The 15504-nt window shown below is 43.0% G+C and carries 19 protein-coding genes; all 19 read left to right on the top strand.

Translation table 11 applies throughout. The features are described from left to right. Nucleotides 1–96 precede the first annotated feature (96 nt). Nucleotides 97–420 (top strand): PadR family transcriptional regulator, encoded by a 324-nt coding sequence (locus tag PG840_RS03690; RefSeq protein ID WP_117557754.1) that lies wholly within the window; start codon nt 97–99, stop codon nt 418–420. After that, nucleotides 417–1256: a DUF1700 domain-containing protein gene (locus PG840_RS03685; protein ID WP_270205894.1), complete on the top strand. Its 840-nt coding sequence runs from the start codon at nt 417–419 to the stop codon at nt 1254–1256. The genes PG840_RS03690 and PG840_RS03685 overlap by 4 nt, the downstream gene beginning before the upstream one ends. Next, nucleotides 1253–2116, top strand: coding sequence for a DUF4097 family beta strand repeat-containing protein (locus tag PG840_RS03680; protein WP_270202883.1), 864 nt, complete (start codon nt 1253–1255; stop codon nt 2114–2116). Before PG840_RS03685 ends, PG840_RS03680 begins: the two co-directional genes overlap by 4 nt. Nucleotides 2117–2205: 89 nt before the next feature. After that, nucleotides 2206–2397 (top strand): PspC domain-containing protein, encoded by a 192-nt coding sequence (locus PG840_RS03675; protein ID WP_008372894.1) that lies wholly within the window; start codon nt 2206–2208, stop codon nt 2395–2397. Nucleotides 2398–2539: 142 nt separating this feature from the next. Next, entirely contained in the window at nt 2540–2752 is a 213-nt protein-coding gene (locus PG840_RS03670) for a small, acid-soluble spore protein, alpha/beta type (RefSeq protein ID WP_022220993.1), read from the top strand. 112 nt (nt 2753–2864) lie between these two features. Continuing rightward, nucleotides 2865–3545 carry a WecB/TagA/CpsF family glycosyltransferase gene (locus PG840_RS03665; RefSeq protein ID WP_270202882.1) on the top strand — a complete coding sequence of 227 codons (681 nt, stop codon included), beginning with the start codon at nt 2865–2867 and terminating at the stop codon, nt 3543–3545. Nucleotides 3546–3773: 228 nt separating this feature from the next. After that, nucleotides 3774–4862: a PucR family transcriptional regulator gene (locus tag PG840_RS03660; protein ID WP_008372899.1), complete on the top strand. Its 1089-nt coding sequence runs from the start codon at nt 3774–3776 to the stop codon at nt 4860–4862. A 34-nt stretch (nt 4863–4896) separates the two neighbouring features. After that, nucleotides 4897–5583: a cell division ATP-binding protein FtsE gene (gene ftsE, locus PG840_RS03655; RefSeq protein ID WP_008372900.1), complete on the top strand. Its 687-nt coding sequence runs from the start codon at nt 4897–4899 to the stop codon at nt 5581–5583. Further along, nucleotides 5573–6481, top strand: coding sequence for a permease-like cell division protein FtsX (gene ftsX / locus PG840_RS03650; protein ID WP_118199623.1), 909 nt, complete (start codon nt 5573–5575; stop codon nt 6479–6481). Before ftsE ends, ftsX begins: the two co-directional genes overlap by 11 nt. A 26-nt stretch (nt 6482–6507) precedes the next feature. Continuing rightward, a complete protein-coding gene (locus tag PG840_RS03645) occupies nt 6508–7680 on the top strand; it encodes a murein hydrolase activator EnvC family protein (RefSeq protein WP_270202881.1) in 1173 nt (390 codons plus the stop codon). Between the two features lie 29 nt (nt 7681–7709). Next, nucleotides 7710–8918 (top strand): S41 family peptidase, encoded by a 1209-nt coding sequence (locus tag PG840_RS03640; RefSeq protein ID WP_441047115.1) that lies wholly within the window; start codon nt 7710–7712, stop codon nt 8916–8918. A gap of 146 nt (nt 8919–9064) precedes the next feature. Further along, entirely contained in the window at nt 9065–9991 is a 927-nt protein-coding gene (gene pyrF / locus PG840_RS03635; RefSeq protein ID WP_008372910.1) for an orotidine-5'-phosphate decarboxylase, read from the top strand. Between the two features lie 71 nt (nt 9992–10062). Then, on the top strand, nt 10063–10848 hold the full coding sequence (locus PG840_RS03630) for a dihydroorotate dehydrogenase electron transfer subunit (protein ID WP_022220989.1): 786 nt from the start codon (nt 10063–10065) through the stop codon (nt 10846–10848). Further along, on the top strand, nt 10848–11750 hold the full coding sequence (locus PG840_RS03625) for a dihydroorotate dehydrogenase (RefSeq protein WP_008372915.1): 903 nt from the start codon (nt 10848–10850) through the stop codon (nt 11748–11750). The genes PG840_RS03630 and PG840_RS03625 overlap by 1 nt, the downstream gene beginning before the upstream one ends. Before the next feature lie 30 nt (nt 11751–11780). Beyond that, nucleotides 11781–12461, top strand: a complete 681-nt coding sequence (gene pyrE, locus PG840_RS03620; RefSeq protein ID WP_008372917.1) for an orotate phosphoribosyltransferase — start codon at nt 11781–11783, stop codon at nt 12459–12461. 12 nt (nt 12462–12473) lie between these two features. Beyond that, a complete protein-coding gene (locus PG840_RS03615; RefSeq protein ID WP_008372918.1) occupies nt 12474–12626 on the top strand; it encodes a hypothetical protein in 153 nt (50 codons plus the stop codon). Between the two features lie 15 nt (nt 12627–12641). After that, nucleotides 12642–13106 carry a VanZ family protein gene (locus tag PG840_RS03610; RefSeq protein ID WP_117834969.1) on the top strand — a complete coding sequence of 155 codons (465 nt, stop codon included), beginning with the start codon at nt 12642–12644 and terminating at the stop codon, nt 13104–13106. Continuing rightward, nucleotides 13087–13449 carry a DUF6142 family protein gene (locus PG840_RS03605; RefSeq protein WP_008372922.1) on the top strand — a complete coding sequence of 121 codons (363 nt, stop codon included), beginning with the start codon at nt 13087–13089 and terminating at the stop codon, nt 13447–13449. Before PG840_RS03610 ends, PG840_RS03605 begins: the two co-directional genes overlap by 20 nt. Next, entirely contained in the window at nt 13450–15486 is a 2037-nt protein-coding gene (locus PG840_RS03600) for an aminopeptidase (RefSeq protein WP_055261105.1), read from the top strand. It abuts the gene before it with no gap. The last annotated feature ends 18 nt before the right edge of the window (nt 15487–15504 follow it).

The raw sequence follows: 15504 nt of genomic DNA, 5'->3' as shown, positions 1-15504 counted from the left end.
AAAGTCTTATACAATATTATATTGACTCACTATATTATATAACGTATAATATACTTAACAAAACAATATAACAAACAATAAAAGGATGTGAATCATATGGTATTTAACACCGGAGCTGCCCTCCTTGATGCGATCGTGCTTGCTGTTGTGTCGCGGGAGCAGGAAGGAACCTATGGATATAAGATTACCCAGGATGTCCGGAAAGTTCTGAATGTATCAGAGTCAACAATGTATCCGGTACTCAGAAGACTTCAGAAAGATGAATGTCTGGAGGTCTATGATATGCAGTTTGACGGAAGAAACCGCAGATACTATAAAGTTACAGAAAAAGGAATGGCACAGCTGAATTTATATAAAGTCGAATGGAAGAACTACACAAGGAAGATTACAGAGATGTTCGAGGGAGGTGCAGCCGAATGAGCCGTACAGAGTATATGAGGGAATTAGATGCACTGCTTCATGGAATTTCGAAAGAAGAAAGAGAAGAAGCAATGCAGTATTACAATGATTATTTTGATGACGCCGGAAGCGAGAATGAAGAAAAAGTAATCGAAGAGCTGGGAAGTCCTGCAAAGCTTGCCGAAACGATCCGTGCCGGGATAAATGGCAATACCGATGAGGCGGAAAGTTATGGAGAGTACGGAGAGCGAGGATATCAGGACAGGCGTTTTGACAGCAGTGAGTATCCGGCAGGAAGAGATGACTATTATAAAGATAGCTATTCGGAGACATATGGAGAAAGACAGTCACAGAATGACAGGAATCCATTTTCGGAAAGACAGTATTCTTATACAGCTAATTCTAATCAGGGATATACATATGCGGGAAATCAGGGATATGGTGCGGGTCAGATGACAGAAATGCCACGGAAGAAATCCAGTGCCGGCAAGATCATTCTGATCATCTGTATCCTTGTGATTGGGCTTCCAATTGTAGTTCCGACAGCACTTGGTCTTCTTTTAGCGGCATTTGGAGTTCTGGTCGCACTTGCAATATCAGCAATAGCGATCTGGGTGGCAGCAGTTGCAACCGCAGCCGTAGGGATTCTGTTGGGGATTCATGGATTTGGTCAGCTGTTTTATTCCCCGGCTCTTGGAATCGGAATGCTTGGTGTCGGCTGCCTGCTGCTGGCACTTGGGGCAGTATTTACAGTATTGATCGGATGGGGATGCATCAAACTGATTCCAATGATGTTCCGTGGATTTGTAAATCTTTGTCGCATACCATTTCAGAAAAAGAGAGGTGAATGCAGATGAAAAAAGGATGGAAGATTTTCTGGACAGTTATTATAAGCCTGACAGGGGCAGGAGTTGTATTTTGTATCATTGCGTTATGCCTTGGAGTCACATTTTCACAGTTTGAAAAAGCATATCCGAATGGAATTGGTATTATGAGAAAGAATTATGTTTCTTTTGATGACGATTGGGATGATGATGATGAGCTGGATGATACAGAAAATGTTGTATCGGAAGAGGCATTTTCCGGTGTGGAGAATCTGAAGCTTGATATCGGTGCAAGTGAGGTGCGGATCAAGACGGGGACAGATGACAAGATCCATGTGGATGATTCCGGAATGAAAACGGAAAACGCAGTGCAGAAAACGCTGTCCCATGACGGAAAAACTCTGGAAATAACAACGAAAATGCGCAGCAGTTTCAGTTTCAAAAATGTGAGAAACGCAAAGGGAACACTTGTGATCTATCTTCCAAGAGATTACAAGTTCGATCAGGTGGACATGGAATATGGTGCAGTAACAGCAGAGATCGATGGACTAAATGCGAAAAGCCTTAAGATTGAAAGCGGGGCATCAGGCTGTACAATAAAAAATGCAGATATAGAGGAGTTAGATGTAGAAACAGGTGCCGGAAGTCTGGATTTTTATGGAACAGTGGAAAAAGAAGTGGACATTGACTGTGGTGCTGGAAGCGTCACACTGAATCTGGAAGGAAAAGTGGAGGATTATAATTATGAACTGGATAGCAGTGCCGGTTCGGTAGAAATTGGAGAAGATATAGATCTTGGCGGCTTAAGCACAGAGAAGTCAATCGATAATGGCAGTAAACGCACGATTGAGATATCGAACGGAGCAGGCAGCGTGGAGATCTGTTTCCATTAGAATTAACATAGACAGAAAAATGTATCAGATGAAACACATATATAATAGAAGAAACACAAAAATAGGAGAAACTTTTAGGAGGAATTTTTATGGAACAGAAAAGATTATACAGATCCGTAACAAACCGTAAGATCTGCGGTGTATGTGGAGGCCTTGGAGAATATTTTAATATCGATCCTACATTGATCCGGCTTGGAGGTGTTTTGCTGGCTTGCGTAAGCTGTGGGACTGCCGTGGTTGCCTATTTTGTTGCAGCAGTTATCATTCCGGATCCGGAATAAAAAATAAGAGAGCTTTGCCGATAAAGAAAAGGCAGAAGGAGAAGAAGTCGGAAGTAATGTTTTCGGCTTCTTTTATAATAATCAGGTATAAATGTATAAAATCCGTAATTGGGGAAACACTCTGAAAAAGGAGTTGAAAGGTATGAAAAGCACAAAGACAAAGAAAATCAGACGCGAAGATATCCCCAATCTGGAAACAAGTGAGCGGGTAAAATACGAGATTGCGGAGGAGCTTGGACTTCTCGATAAGGTTCTGGAAGATGGCTGGAAGAGTCTGTCATCAAAAGAAACCGGGCGGATCGGAGGAATCATTTCAAAAAAATCCAGGAAGAATGAGACTGGGAATTTACAATAATATTACAAATTTTAAAAAATGTGAATATTTTGCAACGTTTGTTGAAAAAGCACTGTATGTTTGATATAATCGCTTGACCGCAAAAACCGAGAAAATGGAACGGGTGAGGCAAATGAATGAAAAAATGAACGTACTGGACGTACAGCTTGATAACTGTACGGCAAAAGATGCGATGAAGATCATTGCAGAATATATGCAGACAGAAGAACTTAACACAGTAGATATTGTTACGGTGGATACCCTGATGAGAGCGACACAGCTTGACGGTATGAAAGAAGAGCTGGAGAAACTGGATCTTCTGCTTCCGGGAGATATGACGATTCTTGAAGCTGCAAAGATCACAGATAGAAAGCGGATCCAGGAGATGGAGGATCAGACGATGCTGAAGATGGTATTCCATTATTTTCATAAGAACCGCTGTAAGATATTTATACTGGCAGGATCTGAGGAAGAAGGAGACAGACTGCAGGGCTATCTGCATGAGGCATACAGTGGGATTCAGGTTGTCGGTATGAAAGCAGTACCGGCAGACGAAAGTGAAGATGACAGGATCACCAATCTGGTCAACGGCGGAGAAGTAGACTGTGTGATTGCCAGCATGGATTTCCCTTGGCAGGAACAGTTTGTTTACCGGTGCAAAGAGCAGCTGAATACCAGAATGTGGTTTGGAACAGGACATAGTATTGCTTCCTTTGCAAATGGTGAGAACTGGGCAGATCACCTGAAAAATTTTATCGGTAAAAGGATTTTAAAACGGGAGATCAAAAAAGAGCAAAAAAGAAAAGAAGTATAATTGAAGCGACAAAAGACTGAAAATAATAAAAAAAATCAAAAAATCTTTTTTGATAGAATAAATTTTATAATAAACTCAATTGAGGAAATGCATAAAAAAATGTGATTTCCTCTTTATTTTTTTGGTAATATGTATTAAAGTATTATATGTATATGGCTAAGTCCACAGTTGCGGGGGATGAAGATTGTACAAAGTGTATAGAACCACGGAGGATGGAGGAGAGAGAATATGATATCAAATCAGATACTGCAGAATACGATTGAAGGGTTGAAATCAATTACAAGGATTGATCTTGGAGTGATGGATACAGATGGAAAGACTTTGGCGACAACATTTCCGGAGCCTGGAGATTATGAGAATGCCGTTCTTTCGTTTGTAGAATCTCCGGCAGAAAGCCAGGTGATTCAGGGGTATCAGTTTTTCAAAATTTATGATGAACACCAGCTGGAGTACATTCTGATCGCCAATGGCGGCAGTGAAGATGTTTATATGGTTGGCAAGATTGCAGCCTTCCAGATCCAGAATCTTCTGGTAGCATATAAGGAGCGTTTTGACAAGGATAATTTCATCAAAAACCTCCTTCTTGACAACCTTCTTCTGGTGGATATTTATAATCGCGCCAAAAAATTACATATTGACACAGAGGTAAAACGTGATATCTTTATAGTTGAGACTTCTCGGGAGAGAGATGTCAGTGCGCTTGACAGTCTCCGTTCTGTTCTGGGTGGAAAGGGCAAGGACTTTATTACAGCTGTTGATGAGAAGAACATCATCGTAGTAAAAGAATTAGGTCCTGGCGATGGATATCCGGAGATGGACAAGACTGCGCATGAGATTCTTGATCTTCTGAAAGCAGAAGGAGAAGAGAATATCCGTATCGCATATGGTACGATCGTCAATGACATCAAAGAAGTATCCAAGTCTTACAAAGAAGCGAAGCTTGCGCTCGATGTAGGAAAGATCTTCTTCGACGAGAAGGAAGTTATTGCATATAGTGCGCTTGGAATCGGACGACTGATCTATCAGCTCCCAATTCCGCTCTGCAAGATGTTTATCCGCGAAATTTTTGAGGGGAAATCTCCGGACGAATTTGATGAAGAGACGCTCACGACCATCAATAAGTTCTTTGAGAATAGCCTGAATGTTTCCGAGACATCAAGACAGCTGTATATTCACAGAAATACACTGGTGTACCGTCTTGACAAACTGCAGAAGAGCACAGGACTGGATCTGCGCGTATTTGAGGACGCAATCACATTTAAGATCGCGCTGATGGTAGTCAAATATATGAAATACATGGAAACACTGGAGTATTAAGTTATATCGGAGTATGGATAATTAGGAGGAGCATATGATAGAACTTAAAGAAGTTACCAAGGAATACTCGAAGGGTATTGCTGCACTCAATGGTATCAACCTTCGGATCGAACAGGGAGAGTTCGTATTCGTAGTTGGAGACAGCGGTTCCGGAAAGTCTACGTTGATACGTCTTCTGATGAAGGAGATCGAACCAACGTCAGGTACGATTATTGTCAACGGTCAGAATCTGAATCGTATGAAACATCGCCAGATTCCGCAGTACAGAAGAGGAATCGGCGTTGTATTCCAGGATTTCAGACTTCTGAAAGACCGCAATATTTATGAGAATATTGCATTTGCACAGCGGGTTACAGAAAAATCAACCCGTGTCATCAAAAAGAAAGTGCCGGCGGCTCTGTCACTTGTCGGACTGGCACAGAAGTACAAAGCGTTCCCGAAGGAATTGTCCGGTGGGGAACAGCAGAGAGTTGCAATTGCCAGAGCTGTTGTAAATGAGCCTGCTATTTTGCTGGCTGATGAGCCGACAGGAAACCTGGATCCAACCAACTCATGGGAGATCATGAAACTTCTTGAAGAAGCGAACGAGAGAGGAACTACAGTTCTGGTAGTTACTCACAACCAGGAAATTGTAAACGAGATGAAAAAGCGCGTTATTACGATGAAGAAGGGTGTCATTGTCAGCGACGAACAAGAAGGTGGGTATAAGCATGAGGATTAGTACAGTTGGATACTCCGTGAAACAGGGAGTTAAGAATATTGGAAGAAATAAGATGTTTTCACTGGCATCTGTTGCAACTATGGCTGCATGTATCTTTGTGTTCGGACTGTTTTTCTCAATTATTATGAACTTTCAGTATATTGTACACAAAGCAGAAGAAGGTGTGGCAATCACTGTATTTTTTAATGATGATGCAACGCAGGAGCAGATTGATAATATTGGCGCACAGCTTAAAAAGCAGGATGGTGTAAAAGAGATCAAGTATGTGTCTGCGGACGAAGCATGGGAGACATTTAAAGATCAGTATTTTGGCGAATCAAGTGACCTTGCAGAAGGATTTAAAAATGATAACCCTCTGGCAGGATCTGACAACTATGAAGTATATATGACAGATGTGGCTTCACAGAAGAAGCTGGTTTCCTTTGCAGAAAGCCTTGACGGGGTTCGTAAGGTTAACAAATCAGATACCGTAGCCAATACACTGAACAGCGTGAACAAGCTGGTATGGTATGTATCGGTTGTTATCATCGCGATTCTTCTGGCAGTATCCATTTTCCTGATCAGCAATACGGTCACAATGGGTATTACTGTCCGAAGGGAAGAGATTGCAATCATGAAATATATCGGTGCGAAGGATGGTTTTGTACGGGCACCGTTCATCATTGAAGGTATCCTGATCGGTCTTGTCGGTGCGGCGATTCCGCTTGGTATCCTTTATGTACTTTATAACAAAGCAATTACTTATATTCTTACAAAATTCAGTCTGCTGAATAATATTCTGGATTTCCTTCCGGTGGGGCAGGTATACAAGACACTGCTTCCGGTCGGACTTTTACTGGGAATCGGAATTGGTTTTGTGGGAAGTTTCTTTACGATTAGAAAGCACTTAAGAGTCTAGTCGCATAATATTTAAGGGAGACGAATATGATAAGAGGGAAAAAGATACTTGGGGCGTTACTGGCGTTTACGCTTTGCTTCAGTATGGTAATTCCGGCACAGGCTGATAATATTTCGGATGCGAAAAAGAAGCAGCAGGAGCTGGAACAGCAGAAGAATACGGCTGAGGCGGAGAAGTCGGAACTTTCTTCTGAACTGGATTCCATTGTATCAAAGATGGAGAAGACACAGTCAGATCTGACTGCAAAAGAGACGGAGATCAATGATGCAGAGACAGAGCTGGTAACTGCGAAAGCCAACGAAGATGACCAGTACCAGACAATGAAGCTACGTATCAAGTATATGTATGAGAACGGGAGCAATGAATTCCTGGAGATCCTGATGGAAGCTAACAGTATTGCAGATCTGCTGAACAAAGCAGAATACATCAACAAGATTTCCAAATGTGACCGTGAACTTCTTGTAGAATACGAAGATACAAGAAAAGATGTCGAGAACAGAGAAAATGCACTTAAAAAAGAGTATGCAGAGCTGGAAAGCCTGCAGGATGAACTTGCGGGAGAACAGGCAAATGTAGAAAAGCTTCTTGCTGATAAGAACATTCAGATCAATAACCTGACATCTGAGATCAGTAGTAATGCTGACAAACTGAAGCAGCTGATTGCAGAAGCAGAGGCGGCAGAAGCTCGCAGAAAAGAAGCAGAAGCAACGGCAGCCGCTCAGGCTGCACAGGCAGCGGCGGCAGCTCAGGCATCAGCTTCGGCAGGCACAAGCAGTTCAGGCAATACAAGCAGCAATGCAAGTGCAACGGGAACCGGATCACTTACACATCCGGTACCGGGAGCAGCGATTACCAGTGGCTTTGGCGGACGTGTGGCACCGACTGCAGGTGCAACAACCGGTCATGACGGAATCGATTATGGTGCAGGATACGGAGCAGCAGTTTATGCGGCTGATTCTGGAACTGTTATTACCGCACAGTACAATAGTGCACGTGGAAATTACATCGTAATCAATCACGGTAATGGAATGCAGACATGGTATCAGCATCTGAGTTCGATGAATGTTAGCGTGGGACAGACGGTGGCAAGAGGTCAGGTGATCGGAAATGTCGGTACGACCGGAATTTCCACAGGACCACATCTTCACTTTGAAGTTCATGTAGGTGGTGTACCGGTCAATCCACTGAACTATCTGTAAGATAATACATAACAGGTATGAAAGAGTAAATGATGGAAAATAATAAAAAGAATTTTTGGAAGGGGGCGCTTGCAGGCGCCCTCGCCATGTTTATGGTAGGTGCTGCGGCACTTGGAATTATGAATGTCGCAGGTGTAGACCTTGGAACCAGTCAGGAAAAGGTCGTAAATGCGCAGGAAGAGAAAAAACTGAATAAACTGAAAAAGCTGATTGATGAAAATTATCTTTATACAGATGATTTGAAAGAAGAAGATCTGGAGAACGGACTTTACAGTGGATACATTAATGCACTGGGAGATCCGTATTCTGTATATTATGATGAAGAACAGACCAGATCCCTGCAGGAATCAACTTCGGGAGAGTATTCGGGAATCGGAGTTGTTTTTTCGCAGAATCAGGAAACTAAGGTGATCACTGCAGTTCAGGTTTATGAGAACAGCCCGGCGAATGAAGCAGGTATTCAGGTAAATGATATTCTGTATAAGGTTGGAGATAAGGACGTAAGTGGAACGGATCTTTCCGATGTTGTACAGCTGATCCGCGGTGTAGAGAATACGACTGTTGATATCACAGTCCTGCGTGGGGATGATGCGAAGGAAGTGACAATGACGGTTACCCGGAGAAAAATCCAGGTAGAGACAGTCAAGTCTGAAATGAAGGATGACCAGATCGGTTATATTCGGGTTACGGAATTTGACAGTGTGACCTATGACCAGTTCAAGAGTGCACTCGGCAGTCTGGAGGACCAGGGGATGAAAGGACTTGTGGTTGATCTTCGGGCTAATCCGGGAGGTAATCTTGCGACAGTCACACAGATGCTGGATCTGCTGTTGCCAAAAGGTACGATCGTGTCAACAAAAGACAAGAGTGGTCACGAAGAGGTGATCTCATCGGATGATGAACACCAGTTTACGAAGCCGATGTCGGTTGTTGTTGACGGCAACAGTGCAAGTGCTTCCGAGATTTTTGCAGGAGCGATCCAGGACTACGGACTTGGATCGATCGTGGGAACAACAACTTACGGAAAAGGAATCGTTCAGCAGATTTTTGATCTTGGAGACGGAACCTGTGTGAAGCTGACAATGGCTGAGTACTATACTCCGAATGGAAGAAATATTCACAAAAAAGGAATTACGCCGGACGTAGAAGTTGAATATCAGCGGGATGAGAATAATCCGAATGCAGATAATCAGCTTGATGCAGCATTGGAACAGGTGAGAAATAAAATCAATCAATAACAGAAATCCGGAGGGAATGCCGAAAACGGCATTCCCTTTTAGTTTTTAATATGATATCATAAGTAAAGAATATTTTTTTTCAGGTAACAAAAGGACAATACTTTCTGTTACAGCAAAAATATAAATAGAAAACTGGAGGGAATAAGATGATTAACAAATTAGTCGCTAACATTAAAAAAACAGGAGCACCTATCGTTGTCGGACTGGATCCGATGCTTTCCTATGTACCAGAGCAGGTACAGAAAAAGGCATTTGCAGAGTATGGCGAGACTTTGGAAGGAGCAGCAGAAGCTATCTGGCAGTTCAACAAAGAGATCGTGGATAAGACTTATGATCTGATCCCGGCAGTTAAACCGCAGATCGCTATGTACGAACAGTTCGGAATTCCGGGACTTCAGGCATTCAAGAAGACGGTAGACTACTGTAAAGAAAAAGGACTTGTTGTCATCGGAGATATCAAGAGAGGTGATATCGGTTCTACTTCAGCAGCATATGCTGTTGGACATCTTGGAAGAGTTCAGGTAGGAAGCAAATCCTATGTACCGTTCGATGAAGATTTCGCTACTGTGAATCCGTATCTTGGATCTGACGGAGTAAAGCCATTTATCGAAGTATGTAAAGAAGAGAAGAAAGGTCTTTTTATCCTTGTTAAGACATCCAATCCATCCAGTGGAGAATTCCAGGATCGGCTGATCGATGGTCGTCCGCTTTACGAACTGGTCGGAGAAAAGGTTGCCGAGTGGGGAGCAGACTGCATGGGTGATGATTATAGCTACATCGGAGCAGTTGTGGGAGCTACTTATCCGGAGATGGGAAAAGTCCTTCGTAAAGTAATGCCGAAATCCTACATTCTGGTTCCGGGATACGGTGCACAAGGTGGAAAAGGAAAAGATCTGGTTCATTTCTTCAATGAAGATGGACTTGGAGCAATCGTAAACTCATCCAGAGGAATCATTGCAGCATATAAACAGGAAGCTTATGCAAAATACGGTGCAGAGAACTTTGGAGATGCATCCCGTGCAGCAGTAGAAGCCATGGTAGCAGATATCAAAGGCGCGCTTGAGAACAGATAAGAGAAAAGAATGAGCCGGTGTGACAGAAGCTTCTGACATACCGGCAAATCCGGATTATAGGAGAATAGAAGATGACTACAAAGAAAAAAGAACAGGCAAAGGTTGTATCGCAGGAGCAGCTTGCTGATGGAATCTTCAGTATGTGGATTCAGACAGAAGCAGCAGGGAGTGCAAGACCGGGGCAGTTTATTTCCATGTATACCAATGATGGAAGCAAGCTTCTTCCACGCCCGATCAGTATCTGTGAGATCGATAAAGAAGGTGGAAAACTTCGTGTGGTTTACCGTGTAACAGGGGAAAAAACCGGAACAGAAGAATTTTCACAGATGAAGGCAGGAGATACAATTCCGGTGATCGGACCACTTGGTAATGGATTCCCATTTGAGAAGGCCGAAGGAAAGAAGGTATTTCTGATGGGAGGAGGAATCGGTGTGCCGCCGATCCTGGAGCTTGCAAAACAGATGGAATGTGAGAAAAAGCAGATTGTGGTTGGATACCGTGATGCACATACCTTCCTGAAAGAAGAATTTGAACAGGCAGGAGAGCTTTATATTTCAACCGAAGATGGCAGTGTCGGAACAAAAGGAAATGTCATGGATGCAATCCGTGAGAATGCGCTGGAAGCAGATATGATCTATGCCTGTGGACCAACTCCGATGCTTCGTGCGATCAAACAGTATGCAGAAACAAACGGAATCGAATGCTATATTTCTCTGGAAGAGAGAATGGCATGTGGAATCGGTGCCTGTCTTGCGTGCGTGTGCAAGTCAAAGGAAAAGGATGCGCACAGCAATGTGCACAACAAACGTATCTGTAAAGACGGACCGGTATTTCTTTCTACGGAGGTGGAAATCTAATGGATATGCGTGTAAATATTGCCGGAGTAGAATGGAAGAATCCGGTAACAGTGGCATCAGGAACCTTCGGATCAGGAGAAGAGTTTTCTGAATTTGTAGATCTGAACAAGCTTGGAGCTGTGACAACAAAAGGTGTGGCAAATGTACCGTGGCCGGGCAATCCGACTCCGCGTGTAGCCGAGGTTTACGGCGGAATGATGAACGCCATAGGACTTCAGAATCCGGGAATCGATCTGTTCTGTAAAAGAGATATTCCGTATCTGAAAAACTATGATACCAAGATCATTGTGAATGTCTGCGGACATGCACCGGAAGAGTATCTTGAAGTGGTAGAACGCCTTGCGGATGAACCGATCGATATGATGGAAATCAACATTTCCTGCCCAAATGTCAATGCAGGATTCCTTGCTTTCGGACAGGATGCAAAGCATGTAGAAGAGCTGACCGGACAGATCAAGAAGATCGCAAAGCAGCCGATCATCATGAAGCTGACACCGAATGTAACCGATATTACTGAGATAGCAAAAGCGGCAGAAGCAGGCGGTGCGGACGCAGTTTCCCTGATCAATACACTGACCGGTATGAAGATTGATATCAATCGTAAGACATTTGCGGTGGCAAATAAGACCGGAGGTGTATCAGGACCGATCGTCAAACCGATCGCTGTCCGCATGGTATATCAGGTAGCACAGGCAGTGAACATCCCAATCATCGGGATGGGCGGTATTTCCTGCGCAGAAGATGCGATCGAGTTCCTTCTTGCAGGAGCAAGTGCCGTATCCGTAGGAACAGCCAACTTTCACAATCCGGCAGTGACGATGGAAGTAATCGATGGAATTGAAGCCTACATGAAGAAGAATGGCTTTGAGTCTGTGAAAGATATGGTTGGAATTGTAAAATAAAGAACATATAAGAGATGGAGGATAAATAAAATGGAAAGCTACAAACAGGAATTTATTGATTTTATGGTAGAAAGCCACGTTCTTAAATTTGGAGAATTTACACTGAAAAGCGGAAGAAAGTCCCCTTTCTTCATGAATGCAGGAGCTTATGTGACAGGATCACAGCTCAAAAGACTCGGTGAATATTACGCAAAAGCAATCCATGACAAATACGGGGATGATTTTGATGTATTATTCGGACCTGCTTACAAAGGAATCCCGCTTGGAGTTGTAACCGCGATCGCTTACAGTGAATTATACGGAAAAGAGATCCGTTACTGCTCAGACCGTAAAGAAGAAAAAGATCACGGAGCAGATAAGGGAAGCTTCCTCGGAAGCAAGCTTCAGGACGGAGACCGCGTGGTTATGATCGAAGATGTTACCACATCCGGCAAATCCATGGAAGAGACTGTACCGAAGGTAAGAGGAGCCGCTGATGTAACAATTGTTGGACTGATGGTATCCCTTGACCGTATGGAAGTAGGAAAAGGCGGTGTGAAATGCGCACTCGATGAAGTAAAGGATCTTTACGGATTTGAAACTAATGCAATCGTAACCATGAAGGATGTAGTAGAGCATCTGTACAACAAACCATGCAATGGTGAAATTGTTATCGATGACAAGATCAAGGCTGCAATCGACGCATACTATGAGCAGTATGGTGCAAAATAAGGAGGAGTTACAGTGACAGAAAAGACATATAAGGTGATGGGACTTGCCGGCGGTGCCAATATTGCGATCGGAATTATTTCTATTGTTGTTGGTGTGACAACCGGGATCATTTTGCTTGTCAGCGGTGGAAAGCTGCTTGGTGCGAAAAAGGGACTGACATTTTAGGAAGGGCGCTTTAAGTTGAAAGCAAAGAACAGAAAAAGACTTCGGGTTCTTGGGAAGATTTTATTTGTCCTGTATATTGGATTTTTATTTTACTTTCTGATTTTTTCTGACTGGTATGGACGGGAAGGAACCGGGGAATATCATTATAACCTGGTTCTTTTCTGTGAAATAAAAAGATTTTGGCTGTATCGAGATGTTTTGGGATGGGTAGCTTATGCAAATCTGTTCGGAAATGTCCTGATTTTCGTGCCATTTGGATTTTTTATGCCGATGGCAAGCCGTTATCGCAGCTTTTTTCTTACCCTTTTCTACAGTTTTGGAGTGAGCTTCTTTGTGGAGTGCTTTCAGCTGGTAACAAGAGTGGGGAGTTTTGATGTGGATGATATGCTGCTCAACACCCTTGGCGGTGTGATTGGGTATATCGTCTTCGCGATTTGTAATATGATAAGGAGATGGCACGATGCGAAGCAGGAGAGATAAAAAAAGAGCACGTGAAAGAGACAGAAATAAAAGAAGCCGGAAGTATGGTCAGATAAAAAGAAAGCATTCCCGCAAGGGAATCTGGTCCTGTGTGATGGCAGTACTTGTTACGGCAGTGATAGCGGGATTGATTGTAATGGCATTTATGAATAAAGGGAAATCAGCAGCAATGGTAGGAAGCTTTGGGGTTTTCGATATGATTCTTGCCTGCATCGGTATTGTAACGGGTGTAAAAGGATTTAAAGAAAGAGATAAAAATTATCTGACCTGCAAGATCGGAATCGTTGTAAACGGACTTATTTTACTTGCCCTGATCTTAGTATTTATAAGAGGATGTGTATAAATGGAAGAAAGATATAATCTGGCAATTGACAGAATGAAAGCAATAATAGAAGAAAAAACAGTAGCAGAGCCATATCGGGAGTATTTCCAGCATGTGGCTCGGTTTATTTTAAAGCTTGATGAGCTGAAACAGAATGTGGAAAGCGGAAAGCAGAAAGAGATGTCAGAAGAAGAGCTGCAGGAAGAGATGAAGGATCTTTATGCAGATGAACTGGAAGCAAACTATGAGAAATCTTATGCAAATCCGGCTTATGCGGTTTTGGTACTGGGAGGAGAACTGGGAAGCTTTTTGTCTGCGGTTTACACCGAGATCCGCGGAGGCATTTCTTATGTTCAGGAACAGCGTATGGAGTATGTTGTGATCGGAGCAGAGCTTTTGATTGAAATTTACAACAAATTTGAAGAAGAAAAGCAGCCGCAGCCGGAAAGCCTGAAGGAAATCTTTTACTGGTATGCAAGTGATTACTGCGATGTATTTGCGGCAGACCGCATCAAAGACCAGATCGATCCGGAAAGAGGATGCTTCATTGTGAATATGATCATGAATGAAGATCTTTCCGATCTGCGTTATCTCTACCGTATGGGAGAATATGTGGGGGTAAATGAAAGAGAGACAGCCGCATACTTAAATTCACTTTCACAGGAGAAGATTGATAAGATGGCAGATACCTTCAGTGAAGGATACAGGATTGGTTTTGTAAATACCGGAAAAGACCTGTCAAAAAAATCTGTAGTCAACATTTACTATGCAATGGGATTTGAACGGATCGTAAAAAAAGCCATTGAGAATTTTGCCAAAATGGGATTAAAGCCGAGTATTTTCCGGACAAGTCACAGCGTGATCACAAGAGGACGCAACAGCCAGATCGGATTTTTCAATATTTCCGGCAACAAGCAGTATGTCTATGACCACAGAGATGATATCGGGCTTGTGATGGATAAACAGTATGTAGAGCGAAAGCTGGAAGTGATGCGTACCACTTACGAGCAGAATAAAGAGATTGCAGCAGGCTATGCAGGACCGGCAGTGATCGACATTTTCGGAGAAAAGACTTTTGTTCCGCAGGCTAAACCAGAGGCAGTTAAATTAAGCGAAAAGCAGGAAGAACTTCTGGTTGCGATGAATGGAAGGGCCGGACGTCTGACCAATGAATATCTTCCGGGAGATGAGAGAAGTTTTACGATCATTTCCTGGCCGGTTCCGGAAATCGGAGAGCAGTATCATGAGATCTTTGATGAAACGATCAAGATCAATACTCTGGATTACAAGCTTTACCAGAAGGTGCAGCAGACAATGATCGATGCACTGGATAAAGGAGAGTATGTAAAAGTAACAGGCTCAGGCGAAAACCAGACGGATCTGAAAGTGATGCTTCATCCGCTTGCCGATCCGGCAAAAGAGACGATCTTTGAAAACTGTGTTGCCGATGTCAATATCCCGGTAGGTGAGGTGTTCACTTCCCCGGTACTGGAAGGAACAGAAGGTACCCTTTTTGTGAGCAAGGTATTCCTTCACGGACTTCCGTATTACAATCTGAAGATCAGTTTTAAAGAAGGAAAGATCACAGAGTATACCTGCACCAATTTTGATTCAGAAGAAGAAAATAAAAAATATATTTTCGATAACATTCTGCACAATCATCAGACACTTCCGATTGGCGAGTTTGCGATCGGAACCAATACCACAGCTTATGCGGTTGCGAAGAAATATGATATTGCAGATAAATATACGATTCTGATCGCTGAAAAGACGGGACCGCATTTTGCAGTAGGGGATACCTGCTATAGCTGGGCAGAGGATGTAAAGGTTTACAATCCGGATGGAAAAGAGATTATTGCAAGAGACAACAGCATATCGATCTTGAGAAAAGAGGATCCGTCGAAAGCATATTTCCAGTGCCATACCGATATCACCATCCCTTATGATGAGCTGGGAAGCATTGTTGTAGTGGCGAAAGACGGAACAGAGACAGAAATTATCCGTGATGGACGGTTTGTTCTTCCGGGAACAGAGATCCTCAATGAACCTCTGAATTAGTATTAGTTATGGATTTTC

The organism is Coprococcus sp. AM97-35 (assembly GCF_027697525.1).
In the GTDB taxonomy this organism is placed as follows: Bacteria; Bacillota; Clostridia; order Lachnospirales; family Lachnospiraceae; genus Allocoprococcus; species Allocoprococcus comes.
Note: the sequence above shows the minus strand (reverse complement) of the source record. Positions and strands in the feature narration are given on the sequence as shown.

Excerpts from the sequence above, each read along its gene's own strand:
- PG840_RS03690 (WP_117557754.1), top strand. The coding sequence starts at position 97 with ATGGTATTTAACACCGGAGCTGCCCTCCTTGATGCGATCGTGCTTGCT.
- PG840_RS03685 (WP_270205894.1), top strand. The coding sequence starts at position 417 with ATGAGCCGTACAGAGTATATGAGGGAATTAGATGCACTGCTTCATGGA.
- PG840_RS03680 (WP_270202883.1), top strand. The coding sequence starts at position 1,253 with ATGAAAAAAGGATGGAAGATTTTCTGGACAGTTATTATAAGCCTGACA.
- PG840_RS03675 (WP_008372894.1), top strand. The coding sequence starts at position 2,206 with ATGGAACAGAAAAGATTATACAGATCCGTAACAAACCGTAAGATCTGC.
- PG840_RS03670 (WP_022220993.1), top strand. The coding sequence starts at position 2,540 with ATGAAAAGCACAAAGACAAAGAAAATCAGACGCGAAGATATCCCCAAT.
- PG840_RS03665 (WP_270202882.1), top strand. The coding sequence starts at position 2,865 with ATGAATGAAAAAATGAACGTACTGGACGTACAGCTTGATAACTGTACG.
- PG840_RS03660 (WP_008372899.1), top strand. The coding sequence starts at position 3,774 with ATGATATCAAATCAGATACTGCAGAATACGATTGAAGGGTTGAAATCA.
- ftsE (WP_008372900.1), top strand. The coding sequence starts at position 4,897 with ATGATAGAACTTAAAGAAGTTACCAAGGAATACTCGAAGGGTATTGCT.
- ftsX (WP_118199623.1), top strand. The coding sequence starts at position 5,573 with ATGAGGATTAGTACAGTTGGATACTCCGTGAAACAGGGAGTTAAGAAT.
- PG840_RS03645 (WP_270202881.1), top strand. The coding sequence starts at position 6,508 with ATGATAAGAGGGAAAAAGATACTTGGGGCGTTACTGGCGTTTACGCTT.
- PG840_RS03640 (WP_441047115.1), top strand. The coding sequence starts at position 7,710 with ATGATGGAAAATAATAAAAAGAATTTTTGGAAGGGGGCGCTTGCAGGC.
- pyrF (WP_008372910.1), top strand. The coding sequence starts at position 9,065 with ATGATTAACAAATTAGTCGCTAACATTAAAAAAACAGGAGCACCTATC.
- PG840_RS03630 (WP_022220989.1), top strand. The coding sequence starts at position 10,063 with ATGACTACAAAGAAAAAAGAACAGGCAAAGGTTGTATCGCAGGAGCAG.
- PG840_RS03625 (WP_008372915.1), top strand. The coding sequence starts at position 10,848 with ATGGATATGCGTGTAAATATTGCCGGAGTAGAATGGAAGAATCCGGTA.
- pyrE (WP_008372917.1), top strand. The coding sequence starts at position 11,781 with ATGGAAAGCTACAAACAGGAATTTATTGATTTTATGGTAGAAAGCCAC.
- PG840_RS03605 (WP_008372922.1), top strand. The coding sequence starts at position 13,087 with ATGCGAAGCAGGAGAGATAAAAAAAGAGCACGTGAAAGAGACAGAAAT.
- PG840_RS03600 (WP_055261105.1), top strand. The coding sequence starts at position 13,450 with ATGGAAGAAAGATATAATCTGGCAATTGACAGAATGAAAGCAATAATA.